Annotated in this window: 14 protein-coding genes and 1 pseudogene; 7 read left to right on the forward strand and 8 right to left on the reverse strand. The window is 71.4% G+C overall.

The annotated features are described in order from the left end of the window. Window positions 1-133 precede the first annotated feature (133 nt). Window positions 134-262: pseudogene (locus F9278_RS47360) on the forward strand (IS5/IS1182 family transposase); the annotation flags it as partial. Between the two features lie 292 nt (window positions 263-554). After that, window positions 555-2,153 (forward strand): carbohydrate-binding protein, encoded by a 1,599-nt coding sequence (locus F9278_RS25390; protein ID WP_152170375.1) that lies wholly within the window; start codon window positions 555-557, stop codon window positions 2,151-2,153. Here the strand turns inward: F9278_RS25390 and F9278_RS25395 are convergent. Both F9278_RS25395 and F9278_RS25400 read right to left on the reverse strand, forming a co-directional pair. Next, the gene (locus tag F9278_RS25395) at window positions 2,140-3,060 is read right to left on the reverse strand and encodes an alpha/beta fold hydrolase (RefSeq protein ID WP_152170376.1); all 921 of its coding nucleotides are present in this window, start codon (window positions 3,058-3,060) and stop codon (window positions 2,140-2,142) included. The genes F9278_RS25390 and F9278_RS25395 overlap by 14 nt on opposite strands. Window positions 3,061-3,187: 127 nt before the next feature. Beyond that, a complete protein-coding gene (locus F9278_RS25400) occupies window positions 3,188-3,601 on the reverse strand; it encodes a VOC family protein (RefSeq protein WP_152170377.1) in 414 nt (137 codons plus the stop codon). Between the two features lie 258 nt (window positions 3,602-3,859). On the opposite strand from F9278_RS25400, the gene F9278_RS25405 reads away from it, so the two are divergent. The 3 genes from F9278_RS25405 to F9278_RS25415 all read left to right on the forward strand — a co-directional run bounded on the left by F9278_RS25405 (window position 3,860) and on the right by F9278_RS25415 (window position 6,752). Continuing rightward, window positions 3,860-4,117, forward strand: a complete 258-nt coding sequence (locus F9278_RS25405; RefSeq protein ID WP_226966933.1) for an ArsR/SmtB family transcription factor — start codon at window positions 3,860-3,862, stop codon at window positions 4,115-4,117. A 146-nt stretch (window positions 4,118-4,263) separates the two neighbouring features. Next, entirely contained in the window at window positions 4,264-5,622 is a 1,359-nt protein-coding gene (gene dacB, locus F9278_RS25410) for a D-alanyl-D-alanine carboxypeptidase/D-alanyl-D-alanine endopeptidase (RefSeq protein ID WP_152170378.1), read from the forward strand. 215 nt (window positions 5,623-5,837) lie between these two features. After that, window positions 5,838-6,752, forward strand: a complete 915-nt coding sequence (locus tag F9278_RS25415; protein ID WP_152170379.1) for a TIGR03619 family F420-dependent LLM class oxidoreductase — start codon at window positions 5,838-5,840, stop codon at window positions 6,750-6,752. Between the two features lie 114 nt (window positions 6,753-6,866). Here the strand turns inward: F9278_RS25415 and F9278_RS48230 are convergent, their stop codons facing one another. From F9278_RS48230 to F9278_RS25435, 4 genes are all read right to left on the reverse strand, one after another. Beyond that, on the reverse strand, window positions 6,867-6,989 hold the full coding sequence (locus F9278_RS48230; RefSeq protein WP_264300230.1) for a hypothetical protein: 123 nt from the start codon (window positions 6,987-6,989) through the stop codon (window positions 6,867-6,869). Window positions 6,990-7,018: 29 nt separating this feature from the next. Next, window positions 7,019-7,639, reverse strand: a complete 621-nt coding sequence (locus F9278_RS25425) for a tellurite resistance TerB family protein (RefSeq protein WP_152170381.1) — start codon at window positions 7,637-7,639, stop codon at window positions 7,019-7,021. A gap of 158 nt (window positions 7,640-7,797) precedes the next feature. Further along, entirely contained in the window at window positions 7,798-9,444 is a 1,647-nt protein-coding gene (locus F9278_RS25430; RefSeq protein ID WP_152170382.1) for a DEAD/DEAH box helicase, read from the reverse strand. Window positions 9,445-9,539: 95 nt separating this feature from the next. Continuing rightward, window positions 9,540-9,743 carry a cold-shock protein gene (locus F9278_RS25435; RefSeq protein WP_005483357.1) on the reverse strand — a complete coding sequence of 68 codons (204 nt, stop codon included), beginning with the start codon at window positions 9,741-9,743 and terminating at the stop codon, window positions 9,540-9,542. Window positions 9,744-10,097: 354 nt separating this feature from the next. On the opposite strand from F9278_RS25435, the gene F9278_RS25440 reads away from it, so the two are divergent. Continuing rightward, window positions 10,098-11,045, forward strand: coding sequence for a hypothetical protein (locus tag F9278_RS25440; protein ID WP_152170383.1), 948 nt, complete (start codon window positions 10,098-10,100; stop codon window positions 11,043-11,045). A 385-nt stretch (window positions 11,046-11,430) separates the two neighbouring features. On the opposite strand, the gene F9278_RS25445 is transcribed toward F9278_RS25440, so the two are convergent. Next, a complete protein-coding gene (locus F9278_RS25445) occupies window positions 11,431-11,874 on the reverse strand; it encodes an APC family permease (RefSeq protein ID WP_404818942.1) in 444 nt (147 codons plus the stop codon). Window positions 11,875-12,131: 257 nt separating this feature from the next. Between F9278_RS25445 and F9278_RS25450 the strand changes: the two genes are divergently transcribed. Beyond that, a complete protein-coding gene (locus F9278_RS25450; protein ID WP_152170384.1) occupies window positions 12,132-14,720 on the forward strand; it encodes a SpoIIE family protein phosphatase in 2,589 nt (862 codons plus the stop codon). 51 nt (window positions 14,721-14,771) lie between these two features. Here the strand turns inward: F9278_RS25450 and F9278_RS25455 are convergent, their stop codons facing one another. Next, complete coding sequence (locus F9278_RS25455) at window positions 14,772-15,368, reverse strand: DUF2637 domain-containing protein (RefSeq protein WP_226966934.1); 597 nt, start codon at window positions 15,366-15,368, stop codon at window positions 14,772-14,774. Between the last annotated feature and the right edge of the window lie 64 nt (window positions 15,369-15,432).

Consider the following 15,432-nt stretch of genomic DNA (forward strand, 5'->3'; position numbering starts at 1 on the left):
GGATCATCCTTGCCGTGGCTGCTGTGATTACGGCGTCGGAGTCGTCGTGGCCGGCCCCATTCACTCGGCTGAGTACGCGGCAGTTCGGCACGTCGATCCCCGCATCGCGGTAGTCGAAGAACTAGCGCCAAATACCGCGAACTACCGCTGCTCGACCGATCACCAGGCTGTCATCGACGTCGACACCCGTTTCGTCGTCACCGTCGGCCGCCCGCTGCCCGGCAACCGCAACGACCGCAAGGTGTGGGAAGCGGCCGTGGCCGGGTTCGCCGGTCGAGCTCGAATGTTCACATCCATGGATGATCTTTATCTGGCAGATCAAGATCGAAGACACGTTCGCTTCTCGCCCCTCCGGCGCTCCTTCGATCACTGTTCCAAACGGGGTGATTGCACCCTGGCCGCCTCAAGCTCCCTCGCCTGCCGTTCACCCACGTGAACAAAATCTGTGCTCGGTCTATTGACGTGCGCAAGTCACCCCCCGACACTCGCCCACAGGGAAAGCGCTTTCTCCAACGGATCGTTCTCGACTGGACCCCCATCCCTGGAGACCGACGATGCAATCGACCCATGTGCAATCGACCCATGTGAGATCGAGACCCACCATCGCCGCGGCCGGCGCGGCGCTGCTCGCGGGCCTGCTGGTCGCGTGGACGGGAACGGCCGCGCAGGCCGCTACCACCCGCTACGAGGCCGAGGCGGCGCCCGCCGTCTGCACCGGCACGATCGACTCCGACTGGACCGGCTACTCGGGCAGCGGATTCTGCAACGGCACCAACGCCGCAGGCGCGTACGTCCAGTTCACCGTGACCGCACCCGCATCGGGCACGGCGACCCTGTCCGTCCGCTTCGCCAACGGCACGACCGCCGCACGCGCCGCCACCGTCACCGTGAACGGGACGACCGCCGCGACCACGTCCTTCGAGACCACCGGCACCTGGACGGCGTGGACGACGAAGACGCTGACGGTCCCCGTCACCGCCGGCAGCAACGTCATCCGGATCAACCCCACGGTCGCCACCGGGCTGCCCAACATCGACTATCTCGACGCGAACGTCCCCGACGGCTCCACCACACCGCCGCCGTCGAGTTCCGCGCTGTACGTCTCCCCGACCGGGACCGACTCCGCGGCCGGCACGATCTCCGCCCCCACCACCCTCACCTCGGCCATCAGCCGGATCACCGCCGGCGGGACGATCTATCTGCGCGGCGGGACCTACGCCCACGCCTCCACCGTCACCGTCCCGGTCGGCAGCTCCGCCACCGCCGCCGCCCGGACCACCCTGACCGCCTACCCGGGCGAGACCCCGGCCCTCAACTTCTCGGCACAGAGCGAGAGTTCGTCGAACCGCGGGCTCCAGCTCAACGCCTCGTACTGGCATGTCAAGGGCCTCGTCGTCGAGCGGGCCGGGGACAACGGCATCTATGTGGGCGGCAGCAACAACGTCATCGAGCGCACCGTCACCCGCTTCAACCGTGACACGGGGCTCCAACTCGGCCGGATCTCCTCCACCTCGCCCAGCAGCGAGTGGCCCGCCAACAACCTGATCCTCAGCGCCGAGTCGCACGACAACGCCGACTCCGACGGGGAGGACGCCGACGGCTTCGCGGCGAAGCTCACCACCGGGACCGGCAACGTCTTCCGGTACGCCGTGGCCCACAACAACATCGACGACGGCTGGGACCTCTACACCAAGCCGGACACCGGTCCCATCGGACCCGTGACCATCGAGGACTCGCTCTCCTACGAGAACGGCACCCTCAGCGACGGCTCCCAGGCCGGCAACGGCGACCGCAACGGCTACAAGCTCGGCGGCGACGACATCGCCGTCAACCACATCGTGCGGCGCAGCATCGCCTACGACAACGGCAAGCATGGTTTCACGTGGAACAGCAACCCGGGCACGATGGCCGTCTCGGGCAATGTGAGCATCGACAACACCGAGCGGAACTTCAACTTCGACGGCGGTACGTCGGTGTTCCGCGACAACACGTCATGCCGTGGCGGCAGCGGTACGAACGACCGGATCATCGGCAGCTCCGACAGCTCCAACCAGTTCTGGTCCGGGACGAACGGGTCCCGCTGCTCCGCGTACTCCGGCGGTCTGAACTGGTCCTTCGCCAGTGACGGCAAGCTGAACGTCAGCTTCGGCTGACGCGCCCGCGTGCCGTGCCGGTCCCCCCGGTCTCCTCGACAAAGGCCGTCACGACCCGTGCGTACGCCTCCGGGTGGGTCACGTGCGGGATGTGGCCCGCGCCCTCGAAGGAATGGGTCGCCGCCTGGGGGAGGGCCTCGACGAGGCGGTGGGTGATCGGGGCGAACCACGGGAGCCCGGCCGTGCCGTTGGTGAGGAGGGCCGGGCCCGTGTAGGCGGCGAGGCGGGGGAGGTCCAGGTCGGCCCAGTGCGGGTCGTCGTGTTCGTCGAGGAACGTGGGGGCGTTGGCCAGGAAGGTCTGCTGGACCGGGGGCGGCAGCCGGTCCCAGGTGCCGGGGCCGAGGGCGATCTCGTCCGTGAACTGGCGGGCCGCCGCCGGGAAGTCGTCCGCGCGGAGGTGGGCGAGGACGGAGTCGAACTTCTCGGCGATGTCCGTCAGGAGTGGATGCGGACGGGCATCCGCATCCGCGTGTGGGTCGGGGGCGGCGGAGACGTCGACCCCGGCGCCCGTGGCCGCCGGCCCGTCGCCCACGATGCCCGTCAGCGGGGGATCGTGGGCGACCAGGCCCAGGAACAGATCGGGGCGGTGGGTCGCGAGGCCCAGCGTGGTGGAGGCGCCGAAGGAGTTGCCCGCGACGTATGCCGGGGCGAAGCCGAGGGTCTCCATCAGCGCGGCGAGGTCCTCCTCGTCCTCACGGCGGGTGCCCTGTCCCGGTGGGCGTTCGCTGCGGCTGTGGCCGCGACGGTCGTAGACCAGGACGCGGAAGCGTTCGGTGAGGGCGGGGAGGACCTGGATCCAGTTGTGGTGGTCGCCCCAGGAGCCGTGCACCAGGACCAGCGGGTCACCGGAGCTGGGCCCGGCCGTCTTGTAGAACAGCTCGACGCCGTTCGCCTTGGCCCAGGGCATGGTGGGTCTCCTCGTCCGCCGGGGTCGGTGGCCGCCACCGTCCGGTGGTGCCATGGACCTCAACGAGGCGTCGCACCCGTGGGTTGTGCGCGCGCCGGGCCCGGCTCGGCCAGGCGACCCTCGGTGATCAGCCCTGCGTCTCGCCGATGTTCACCATCCACGGGACGCCGAAGCGGTCCGTGCACATGCCGAAGACATCGCCCCACATCTGCTTGTCGAGGGGGACGGCGACCGAGGCGCCGGCGGAGAGCTTCTCCCAGTAGCCGCGCAGCGCGGCCTCGTCGTCGCCGTTGAGACAGACGGAGAAATTGCTGCCGGGGGTGTAGGGCATGCCGGGCGGGGTGTCGGCGCCCATGAGCATGAAGCCGCTCGGGGTCTCCAGTGCGGCGTGCATGATCTTGTCGGACTGCGGGGTGTCGGCCTGGCCGAACTCACCGAAGGTGTTCAGCGTCAGGTCGCCGCCGAAGACCTCCCGGTAGAACTCCATCGCCTGCCGGGCGTCGCCGTCGAAGTTGAGGTAGGGGTTGAGCCGCGCGGTCACGAGAGCCTCCCTGAAAACGGACAAACGGGAATACGGTCGGTTGTCCGGAGACTAGCCCCCGGCACTGACAACGGCATGCCGGGAGCGCGGTGGCCGGGGAGCCTCGGGGGTGGTCAGATCTTCGTCGGCTCCAGGTCCGTGTTCGCTATCTGCGAGGCCAGCTTCGGGCGGACCGTGAGCAGGCACGAGCCGGGGTTCGCGGCGGTCGTGCAGTAAACGCTGCTGCCGGAGAACGACGACCAGCCCGGCTACGCGACCGTGCACCGGCGGCTGGAGGTGCTGCGGGACCCCGGGCGGCAGCGCATCGCCCGTGCCATCGCCCGTGAACCGCTCACCCCGTCCGAGCTGGCCACGCGGAGCGGAATGTCCCTGCCCCAGGTCTCCCGGCACCTCGCCCGGCTGCGCGAGGCCGGCCTCGTCACGGTCGAGCGCGACGGCCGCCGCGCCTACTACCAGCTCCACCTGGAGCGCGTACGCCGCCTCGGCGACGACCTCCTCACGGCCCTCTTCCACTGACCGGCCCGGCGCCCGCCGGAGAGGGAGTGGCCTCCGTCACAAAAGGAAGACAGTGCGTCAAGTCTTCACAAAGTACCCATCGGTAAGGGGAATCGGGGCTGTTACTTTCGCTTTCAAGATTTCCTCACCCCCACCGAGGCCCTCTCATGCCCAGCCCCACCTCCTCCCTCCGCGCGAGCGGCCGGCACCGCAAGGCCAAGGCCCCCAACCCCGCACTGCGACGCGCCGCCGTGCTCGCCGTCGTCGCCCCCGTCGCCGGGACGATCCTGACCGGCACCTCCGCCTTCGCCGCCGACAAGACGACCGACAAGGCGACCGGCGGGACCACGACGAAGGCCGGTGTCACCGAACTCGACGCCGCCGAGCAGAAGATCGCGGACAACCTGAACACCCGCAGCCAGGACACCCGTCTCGGCAGCACCCTCAGCGGGGTCGTCATCGACGCCAAGTCCGACAAGGTGGTGTGGGGACACGACGCGGACACCGCGCTGATGGCCGCCTCCAACACCAAGCTCGCCACCTCCACCGCCGCGCTGACCGTGCTCGGCCCGGACCACCGGCTCACCACGAAGGTCGTCTACGGCGACGGCACGCTCACCCTCGTCGGCGGCGGCGACCGCACCCTGACCACCGACGACCTCGACGCGCTCGCCAAGACCGCCGTCGCCGGGCTGAAGAACGCCGGGCTCACCTCGGTGAAGGTCCGCATCGACGACAGCCTCTTCCCCGAGCCGAGTCTCGCCACCGGCTGGAACACCGGCTACTACCCCGACTCCGTCGCCCCCGTACGCGCGCTCGTCGTCGACTCCCACAACGTCGACGACACCTCCCTCGACGCGGGCGACGTCTTCGCGAAGCTGCTCGCCGAGCGCGGGGTCACGGTCGACGGGACCGTCACGCGCGGGGTCGTCGGCAAGGGCGACGTGCCCGTCGCCACGCACACCTCCGACAAGCTGTCCACGATCGTCAAGCAGATGCTCAAGGTCAGCGACAACGACATCGCCGAGTCCCTGCTGCGCCTCACCGCGCTCGGCGCCGGCCGCTCCGCCACCTTCGAGGACGGCACCGCCGTCGTCCGCGACGTCCTCACCCGGTACGGCATCTCGCTCGACGACTTCGCGATGTACGACGGCAGCGGGCTGTCCCGCACGACCCGGATCCCGGCGAGGACCATCGCCGACATCGTCGACCTGGCCGCCGACCCCCGGCACGCGCAGACGCTGAAGTACATCATCGACGGGCTGCCCGTCTCCGGCGAGGCCGGCGCCACGCTGGGCCCGGAGTTCGGGCGCTTCGACACCGCCGACTCCAGCTGCGCGGTCGGCCAGGTCAAGGCCAAGACCGGCACCCTCACCGGCGCCGTCGCCCTGAGCGGTCTGACCAAGGCGCAGGACGGCCGCTGGAAGGTCTTCTCCTTCATCGAGAACGACTCCACCGCCGGCCCGTCCGACATCAAGGACGCCCTCGACGGCCTGGCCGCCACCGTCAACGGCTGCTGGGTGTAGCGCGCCGCACCCCCAGAACTCACGGACGCCGGCAGTGGGGACGGCCGGCGTCCGTGGGCACGGCGACGCCCACGTGACGGTGTACGTCCGCTCCCGCGCCGCCCACATATCGTGCACAAGTGCCGCCTGGCGTGAGCCGCCCGAGGGCCGGTCAGGGTCTCGCGGGTCCGGTGACCGGGCCCGTCGGCCCCCGTCACGCGAAGGAGTCTCCGCACATGCGCATCGGTCTCGCCGTGCCCCAGTACGGCGCGTTCGCCACGCCCGAAGCGATCGTCGAAGTCGCGCGCGCCGCCGAGGAGATGGGCTACGACAGTCTGTGGGCGGCGGACCGCATCCTCACCCCGCGCGAGCCGAGCGACCCCTACCCCGGCGGCGACGGGACGATGCCGGAGCAGTTCCGGACCTTCCTCGACCCGCTCACCGTACTGACGCTGGCCGGGTCCGTGACCGGGCGGGTCCGGCTCGGGACGAGCACGCTGAACGCTCTGTGGCACCCGCCCGTCCTGCTCGCCCGTACCCTCACCTCCCTCGACGTGCTCAGCCGCGGCCGGCTCGACGTCGGGCTCGGCCTCGGCTGGCTGCGGGACGAGTACACGGCGGTCGGGGTGCCCTGGGAGGGGCGCGGGGCCCGGCTGGAGGAGTGGCTGGACGTCGCCGAGGCCGTGTGGACGCGCGAGACCGTACGGCACGACGGTGAACGGTGGACGATCCCGGCCTCCGGCATCCAGCCCAAGCCCGTGCAGTCCCCGCGCCCGCCGATCCTCTTCGGCGGCTTCTCGCACGGCGCCCTGGAACGCATCGGCCGGCGCGGCGACGGCTGGCTGTCGGCGGGGCTGCCGCTGCCCGCGCTCTCCGCGATGTGGGGCGCGATCCGGCTGGCGGCGGACGCGGCCGGGCGGGACTCGCAGGCGCTGCGCATGGTCGTCCGCGTCAATCTCCGACTCACCGGAGAGGAAGCCCCGTTGGACCTCGTCCCGCACGTCGGCACGGTCGGCCAGGTCGCCGACTATCTGCTCAGCACGGCCGACGCGGGCGCCGACGAGGTCCTCGTCGACCTCCAGCAGACCACCGACACGACGGACGAACTCCTCACCGCCGCCGAGGCGTTGCTGAAGCGGCTGCGCGCCTGAGACAGGCCCTGGCGCGCCAAGGACGGCGTCGTGTGGGGCGACGCCCGACGGGCCGGGTCTCGTGAGGAGGCCCGGCCCGTCCACGTACCACCGCCGATGCCGGCGACCTGCCGCTCACGGCTCGGGCACGGCGCTGATGCGCGGTGCGGGGCCGGTGTCGGCGTCGGCCTGGTCGATGTTCTCGGCGCTGGTCTCGGCGGCGAGGTCCTCGATGTCCTGGTTCTTCGGGCGGGGCACGCCGAACCGGAACCGGCGGCCCCCTGCTGTCAGAGGCCGAACTCCTGCGGCGACAGATTGAGGACCGCGCACGCCTCGCGCAGCACCTGCTCCTCGGTCTGGGCGATGTACCCGTCCGCGCCCGCCACCACGAAGCCGGTCTGGATGACCGCCCGCGCCTCCGTCGGCTTCTTCGCGGCCTTGGCGATCTCCTGCATGGCCTCGGCCTTGCCCTGCTGGAAGTTGCGGGACAGCTGCTCGACGTGCTTGTGGAAGCGCTGCCGGAGCTGGTCGGCGGGGAAGTTCTGCAGGACGTCGTTGTTCAGGATCAGCGACTCCACATGCTGCTGCTCGGCCGGGTCCACATGCCCGTCGGCGGCGGCGACCAGGGCACAGATGGCCATGCTGGCGTCCCGGTAGGCGCCGCTCTTCAGCTCCGTCTTGAGGGAGGTGAGCTGGGACTTGAGCGCGCTCACCAGCTGGGCCTTCGACCCACCGCCGGACCGCCCGGACCCCGAGGACCCGCCGGAGCCCATGGCCCCCAGAGGCCCCGCACCCGGCCGCCCGTGTCCGGTGCTGCTGCCGCTGCTGCTGCCGCTGCCGCCCCGCGCTCCCTGCGCCTGCTGTTGCAGACCCTTGGCCTGGTCCTTGATCCGATCCCACATCGCCATGCGTGCCACCTCGGCTTCAGCCCGTGTCGTGCCGGTCGTTCCGGTCGTCCGCGTGCGTTCCGCACGTCTTCCTGTGAACGCCCGTCACCCCCTTCGGAGTTCCATGGCGCACCCAGGAGTCGTCCGGTGCCGTCCGCCGGGGAAGCCCGGAACCGGTCTCAGCGGCCGTTGCCCTTCGCGGGAGCGCGCCGGCGGCTCTGGCCGGGGCGGCTCCGGCGGCCCCGCGACGCCGAGGGGCGGGCGGGCGGCTGCTCGGTGACCGGCGGGGCGAGGACGACCGGGACGCCCGAGGGGGCCTGGGCGCCGGTGATGCGGTTGAGGTCGGCGCCGCCGGAGCGCACCCGGGTGGTCGTCGGGGTGATCCCGGCGACGGCCATCAGCCGGGTGACGTCCCGGCGCTGGTGCGGCAGGACGAGCGTGACGACGGTGCCGGACTCACCGGCGCGGGCCGTACGGCCGCCCCGGTGGAGGTAGTCCTTGTGGTCGCCCGGCGGGTCGACGTTGACGACGAGGTCGAGGTCGTCGACATGGATGCCGCGCGCGGCGACGTTCGTGGCGACCAGGGCCGTCACATCACCGTCCTTGAACTGGCTCAGGGCCCGGTTGCGCTGCGACTGGGACTTCCCGCCGTGCAGCGCGGCGGCCCGTACCCCGACCGCCAGCAGCTTCTTGACCAGCCGGTCCGTCGCGTGCTTGCTGTCCAGGAACATGATCACCCGGCCGTCGCGGGCGGCGATCTCGGTCGTGGTGGCGTGCTTGTCGTCGTCCTCGATGTGCAGCACGTGGTGGTCCATCGTGGTGACCGCGCCCGCGGACGGGTCGACGGAGTGGACGACGGGGTCGTGCAGGTAGTCGCGGACCAGCCGGTCGACGTTGCGGTCCAGGGTGGCCGAGAACAGCAGCCGCTGACCGTCGGGCCGCACCTGGTCGAGGAGCGCGGTGACCTGCGGCATGAAGCCCATGTCGGCCATCTGGTCGGCCTCGTCGAGGACGGTGATGGCGACCTGGTCGAGCCGGCAGTCGTCGCGGTCTATGAGGTCCTTGAGCCGTCCGGGTGTCGCGACGACCACCTCGGCACCGCCGCGCAGCGCGCTGGCCTGCCGTCCGATGGACATCCCGCCGACCACCGTCGCGAGCCGCAGCCGCAGCGCGCGGGCGTACGGGGTGAGGGCGTCGGTGACCTGCTGGGCCAGTTCCCGGGTGGGCACGAGGACGAGGGCCAGCGGCTGGCGGGGTTCGGCGCGCTGTCCGGACGTACGGGCCAGCAGGGCGAGACCGAAGGCGAGCGTCTTGCCCGATCCGGTGCGCCCGCGGCCGAGGACGTCACGTCCGGCCAGGGAGTTCGGCAGTGTGGCCGCCTGGATGGGGAACGGCTCGGTCACCCCTTCGGCGTGGAGTGTCTCCAGCAGCCGTGCGGGCAGTTCCAGGTCACCGAACGCCTCGACCGCGGGCAGCGCGGGAGTGACGGTGACGGGGAGGGCGAACTCGCCCCCGGTGACGGCCACGGTGGTCCGTCCGCCGCGGCGGCTCCGCCCGTTCTTGGGCGAGCCGTTCTTCGCGGCGCCGGCCTTGGGCGTCCCGTTCTTGGCGGCCCCGGTCTTCGCCGTGCCGTTCCTCGCCGCACGCGAAGGAGCACCCTGATTGCCCGCGCCCGTGCCGGTCCCCGCGCTCGTCCCCTGGGAGCGGACGCGGTTGCCCCGGGCCGCGCCCGCACCGGTGGAGCCCTTGTCCGTGCGCGCGGCCGAGCCCTGCTCCGTGCGGGAGCGGGAGGAGTTGCTGTTGTTCGTACGAGCCGTGCGGTTCATGGGGACCTTCCTCGATGCGGCGGCGCCTGTCGCACACGAGCCGGGGCCCGCACCCTTCTCGGGCGCGGGCCCCGGCTCATGCGTACGCGTCAGCGTCAGGCGGGAACGATGTTCTCGGCCTGGGGGCCCTTCTGGCCCTGCGTGACGTCGAAGGTCACCTTCTGGCCTTCCTGAAGCTCACGGAAGCCGGAGGTGGCGATGTTCGAGTAGTGGGCGAAGACGTCGGGGCCGCCACCCTCCTGCTCGATGAAGCCGAAGCCCTTTTCCGAGTTGAACCACTTCACGGTGCCGGATGCCATGCTGAAACTCCCTTGATGCAGTGCCCGGAGCCCACACTTTGCGGACCCGGTGTCGCAGCACGGTTCGACCCGACGGGAAGATCTGAAAAGTCCCGGAAAGCCCCGGAAACAACAAAGAGTGCTCGTCGACGGAAGGTCGAAGAGCACTCAGAAGCCTCTGGTAACCAAAACTGCCACTTCATGGCAAGGTAGCACAGCCTCGGGGCGAGCGGTGTGAGACACCGGACACGCCGCGCGAAAATGTCACCGCCCACGATCACCGCAGCTCCGCTTCGTACGCCGGTCGGGATATCGGATCGACATACGTCCATCTCAAACCATCACTGTGCGACCAAAAATCGTTACTCTCCGGCCATGGCTCTCCTCGGTCGCCGGCGCAGCAGCACCAGACTCGCCCCCGAACTCGACGACACCGACCTCGGGAAGGTGCGCAAGCGTCTTGTGGAGAGGGGTGGTTCCGGTGGCCGCAGTCTCGCGGTGGCCATGATCGAGCAGTTGCTGCGCGACACCGGCCGGGACTGGGACCGCCGGGCCCACCGGATCGGTGTCCTCGCGGAGTCGGCGTCACCGGCGCTCCAGCGTTCCTGGGCCGAGGAACAGTCCCAGGAGCCGGACGCCCAGCTGCTGTTCGCCTGGGGTGTCCTGCTGCGCGCGCGGTACGAGGAGCAGCCGGTGCCGGGGGAGACCCGGGAGGCGCTCGACGCCTGCGAACACGCCGCCGCGCTGCGGCCCGAGGACCCGACGCCCTGGGTGGTGCGGCTCGGACTGCTGCGGCTGTGGCGGCGGCCGGCCGCGGAGGTCTTCCCGCTCTGGGACGAGATCGTCCGCCGCGACCCCTGGCATCGCGAGGCCCATTTCCAGATGCTGGGCTATCTGTCGCCGTGGGAGTGCGGCTCGCACGCGCAGACCGTCGACTTCCTGGACCGGGTACGCGCGGGGGCGGCGCCCACGGCCCCGACGGCGGGACTGGAGATCGCCGCCCTCATCGACCTCTACCAGGGCACCCTCGACCAGGGCGGGCTCGAAGCGCTCACCGCGGTCCGTCTGTGGAGCCGGCCAGGCGCGGTGGCGGCGCTCAACCGGGCGCTGGCCGACTGGCCCCGGCCCGGGTATCTGACCCACGCGGCGGCCGTCGCCGACCTCAACCTGCTGGCGTACGCGCTGGTGCAGGCGAAGCGGGCGAGTGAGGCGGGCGAGGTGTTCCGGGCGATCGGTGGCGCGGTCACGGGGTACCCCTGGGCCCTGGAGAACGGCGACCCCCTCCAGACCTTCACGGGCTGGCAGCAGCGCGCGGCCACCTGACCGGCGCGGTTCCCTCCGGGGGTTGGGCGCGTTGTCGACCGCGGGCCCGGTGGGGCTCCTCGCGCAGTTCCCCGCGCCCCCAAAAGATCGCAGGCCCCGCAGCCGCAAACACCACGGAGCCTGCGGCCCTGAAACACCACGGCCCTGAAACACCACGGCCCTGCGGCCCTGAAACACCACGGCCCTGCGGGCCTGAAACAGCACGGGCCTGCGGGCCTGTAACGCGGGGCCAGCCCCTCGGGGCCGCCGCCCTTGAGGAGCATCACCACGCCGAAGACCAGCAGCAGGCTGATCTCGGCCAGCACGAACACCGCCAGCACCTTGGCGCCCAGGTCGACGCCCAGCGCGCCGAGCAGCTGGACGATCACCATCGTGCCGAGCGCGATCAGCCACCAGGCACGTCCGTCTTCAGGTACTGCAGCGCCAGCCCGTTCATCACGGCCCCGAACAGGCCGTACACCGCGGCCTGGATGCCGTGGTACGCGAGTAGCGCCACGCCCGCGCTGCCCGCGGCGGCCGTACCGCCGAGGCCCTTGCCGACGTACGAGTAGAAGGCGCCCGCGTCGACCACATGGCGGCCCATCGCGACGTAGCCGACGGAGAAGAGCAGGACCACCGCACCGGCCACGACATACATTGCCGGGACTCCGGGGCCGTTGCCGATGGCGATCGCCACCGGTGCCGCCCCGGCGACCCCGGTCAGCGGTGCCTGCGCGGAGAGCACGAAGAAGAGGATGCCCAGGACGCCGAGCGCGTTCTGTTTGAGGGAGCCGGTGGACGCGTAGCCGTCACCGGCCGCGTGGCGCGTTCTGGACGCACTTGTGGACATGGTTCACCTGGCGGGCGGAAGGGAAGGGTTTTGGTTTCGGCTCAAACGATCTGCCCCGCGCTTGCCCCGACACGTCTGCCTGGCAGCGGAGTGACGCGTGTGGGGCGACAGATCGTTTGGGTGCTTACGACAGTCCGTGTGTGGCGGCCGAGTGCGGCCGAGTGGGGACCGTGATGCCCAGTCGGCGGTCGCGAAATAGTGTGAAAAGGATGTGGCGGGACATATCGAAGGTAACGGTGAGAGCGAGATGAGAGGCCATGGAGCGGCATGTCGGCGACGGACCGGGAGCGGCCCCGGGCCCGGACGCGGCCGGTGAGGCCCTCACCGCACGCGCCACCGTCGACGAGCACGGCACCGTGACCGGCTGGAGCGCCGGCGCCGAACGCCTCCTCGGGTACACCCCCACCCGGATCCTGGGCCGCCCGGCCGCCTCCCTGCTCGCCGAGCCGCCCCCGGCGGACACCCTCCCGGCCTTCGCCGACCTCCCCAGATGGCACGGCACCCTCGTGCTGCGGCACCGCGACGGCCGCCGCCTGGAGGTCAAGGTCCTGGCGCATCACCGTACGTCGTACTGCGGCACCCGCGACTGGTTCCTGGTCTCGGCGCCGACGGGCACCCGGCCCCGCCCCGGTGACGACGCGCTCGCGCTGCACGGCTTCCTCGACTCCCCGTTCTGCGCGACCTCCGTGCACGACAGGGACCTGCGCTTCCGCCGGTCCAACCGGGGCTCGCGCGGCGTGCTGGGCCTGAGCGACGACGATCTGCGCGGGCTGCGGATGACGGAGGCGGTCGACGACCCCTCCGTCGGCGAGGTCGAGCGGCTGATGCGGCGGGCCCTGGAGACCGGCGAGCCGCAGTACGTGGAGAACCACGCGCACGCGCCCGGCGCGACCCGGGAACACGCCTGGTCGGTCCACATCTACCGGCTGGAGGACCACCACGGCCGTGTCCTCGGCGTGGCCACCACCGGCCACGACACGACGGAGCAGTACTGGGCCCGCAAACGCCTCCAGCTGATCGCCGAGGCCGGGCGGCGCATCGGCAGCACCCTCGACGTGACCCGGACGGCACAGGAGCTGGCGGACATCGCCGTCCCGGACCTCGCCGACTTCATCAGCGTCGACCTGCTGGCCTCCCTCGACGACGGGGGCACCGCCGACGTCCTCGGGGCGGCGGGGGAGTACGGACCGCTCCCTCGGGCCCCGGCCGCCGGCCGCCCCCTCGCGCTGCGCCGCGTCGCCCACCAGTCGGTGCTTCCGGGGACCCCCGAGGCGGTCGTCGCACCGGGCGAGGTGGACGACTACCCGGACGGCTCGCCCCCGGTGGAGAGCCTGCGCACGGGGCGTTCCGTGCTGTACCGGGTGAGTGAGCCCGCGATCGCCGACTGGGTGGCCCAGGACCCCGTACGGACCTCCCGCATCCGGGACTTCGGGTTCCACTCGGCGATGACCGTGCCCCTCTCCGCGCGCGGCACGACCCTGGGCGTCGCCGTCTTCGCCCGCCACCGGCACCCCGACCCCTTCCAGCAGGACGATCTGGTCCTGGCCGAGGAACTGGCGGCCCGCGCGGCGGTCAGCATCGACAACGCCCTGCGCTATACCCGCGAACGCGGCACCGCCGTCACCCTCCAGCGCAGTCTGCTGCCGCAGAGCATGCCCGAGCAGACCGCGGTCGAGGTCGCCTCCCGCTACCTCCCGGCCGGGGCCCGCGCCGGGGTGGGCGGCGACTGGTTCGACGTGATCCCGCTCTCCGGGGCCCGCGTGGCACTGGTCGTGGGCGATGTCGTGGGCCACGGCATCCACGCCTCCGCGACCATGGGCCGGCTGCGCACCGCCGTCCGCACCCTCGCCGACATCGATCTGCCGCCCGACGAACTCCTCACCCACCTCGACGACCTGGTGGCCCGTCTCGCCACGGAGGCGGAGGGCGTCGCGGGCATCGCGGGAGTCGTCGGAGCGACCTGTCTCTACGCCGTGTACGACCCCGTCTCGCGCCGGTGCACGCTCTGCCGGGCGGGGCATCCGCTGCCGGTCGTGGTGGGCCCGGACGGCACGGCCGAACTGCTCGACCTCCCGGCGGGACCCCCGCTGGGCCTGGGCGGACTGCCCTTCGAGTCCCTGGAGACCGAACTGCCGGAAGGCGGCCTGCTCGCTCTCTACACCGACGGCCTGATCGAGTCACGGAACGGCGAGAACACCGGCACGGGCACGGGCACCGGCACCGGCACCGGCACGGGTGCGGGTGCGGGTGCGGGTACGCGTACCGGCGCGGGTGCGGGCGTGGGTGCGGGTGCGGACGCCGTCGGTGACCTCGGCGCCGGTGACCTCGACGACGGCATCACCCGGCTCCGGCGGGCCCTCGCCGTTCCCGCCGCCTCCCTGGACGCGCTGTGCGACGGGGTGCTGGGTGCCGTCCTGCCCGAGCGGCCCACCGACGACGTCGCCCTGCTCGTCGCCCGCCCGCGCGCGCTCGACCCCGAGCGGGTCGCCACCTGGGATGTGGCCCCCGACCCCTCCGCCGTCGCCGAGGCCCGTAAGAACGCCCTGTGCCGACTGGAGAGTTGGGGCCTGAACGACGCGGCCTTCGTCACCGAACTGGTGGTCAGCGAACTGGTCACCAACGCCATCCGGCACGCCGAACCGCCCGTCCGGCTGCGGCTGATCCACGACCGGAGCCTGATCTGCGAGGTCTCGGACGCCAGCAGCACGGCACCCCATATGCGTCGCGCCCGCTCCTTCGACGAGGGCGGCCGGGGCCTGCTCCTGGTCGCCCAGCTGACCCAGCGCTGGGGCACCCGCCCCACCCCCACGGGCAAGACGATCTGGACGGAACAGACCCTCGGATGACCTGACCTGACCTGACCTGACCTGACCTGATCCGACGTGACGTGACCGGCCCTAGGGCCTGCCCGGCTGCTTGGGGCCGTTGAGGGAGTCGGCCGCGTGCCGGGGGCCGGGTCCGGAGGAGAACTGGCCGACGAGTTCACGGAAGCAGACCAGCGCGGTGATCGGCGGAATCCCGACGATCACCATGGCCAGCAGCGAACCCGGTGACTGGCCGATGCACAGGGCCACCGCCGTGCCGGAGCAGATCAGCATCACCGCCCAGGACCGCCGGGCGGTGCGCTGCTGCACGGACGCCCGCAGAATCGACAGCCCCGCCAGCAGCCACGGCCCGTACACGGTCAGCGGCCACCAGCGCGCCAAATGCTCCGAGACGACCAGCAGCGCGATACCGCGCAGTTGACCGTATGAATAGGAGACCGACCAATAGAGCATCGTCAGCGCGCACACGGCGATTGTCGTAATTAAGAAGACGACGGGGACGATTCTCGGGTTTCCGGAAAAGATGTGGGCCCCGGGGCGTGGCCGCCGCCGGTTGACCGGGCGGCGCGGGGTCTCGCGCACCTCCGGCAGTGGCGGGACGGGGTCCACGCTGTGTGCCGTGTAGGGCATGTGGGGCATGTGGATCAGCTCGTCGTTCGGATCCCACACGCCCGACGAGGCTCTCGGACCAGGGAGCCAGATCGGCTGCGTCTCGAACGGCTGAAACCCGTCA

Source organism: Streptomyces phaeolivaceus, from assembly GCF_009184865.1.
Classification (GTDB): Bacteria; Actinomycetota; Actinomycetes; order Streptomycetales; family Streptomycetaceae; genus Streptomyces; species Streptomyces phaeolivaceus.

Excerpts from the sequence above, each read along its gene's own strand:
- F9278_RS25390 (WP_152170375.1), top strand. The coding sequence starts at position 555 with ATGCAATCGACCCATGTGCAATCGACCCATGTGAGATCGAGACCCACC.
- F9278_RS25395 (WP_152170376.1), bottom strand. The coding sequence starts at position 3,060 with ATGCCCTGGGCCAAGGCGAACGGCGTCGAGCTGTTCTACAAGACGGCC.
- dacB (WP_152170378.1), top strand. The coding sequence starts at position 4,264 with ATGCCCAGCCCCACCTCCTCCCTCCGCGCGAGCGGCCGGCACCGCAAG.
- F9278_RS25415 (WP_152170379.1), top strand. The coding sequence starts at position 5,838 with ATGCGCATCGGTCTCGCCGTGCCCCAGTACGGCGCGTTCGCCACGCCC.
- F9278_RS25425 (WP_152170381.1), bottom strand. The coding sequence starts at position 7,639 with ATGGCGATGTGGGATCGGATCAAGGACCAGGCCAAGGGTCTGCAACAG.
- F9278_RS25430 (WP_152170382.1), bottom strand. The coding sequence starts at position 9,444 with ATGAACCGCACGGCTCGTACGAACAACAGCAACTCCTCCCGCTCCCGC.
- F9278_RS25435 (WP_005483357.1), bottom strand. The coding sequence starts at position 9,743 with ATGGCATCCGGCACCGTGAAGTGGTTCAACTCGGAAAAGGGCTTCGGC.
- F9278_RS25440 (WP_152170383.1), top strand. The coding sequence starts at position 10,098 with ATGGCTCTCCTCGGTCGCCGGCGCAGCAGCACCAGACTCGCCCCCGAA.
- F9278_RS25445 (WP_404818942.1), bottom strand. The coding sequence starts at position 11,874 with ATGTCCACAAGTGCGTCCAGAACGCGCCACGCGGCCGGTGACGGCTAC.
- F9278_RS25450 (WP_152170384.1), top strand. The coding sequence starts at position 12,132 with ATGGAGCGGCATGTCGGCGACGGACCGGGAGCGGCCCCGGGCCCGGAC.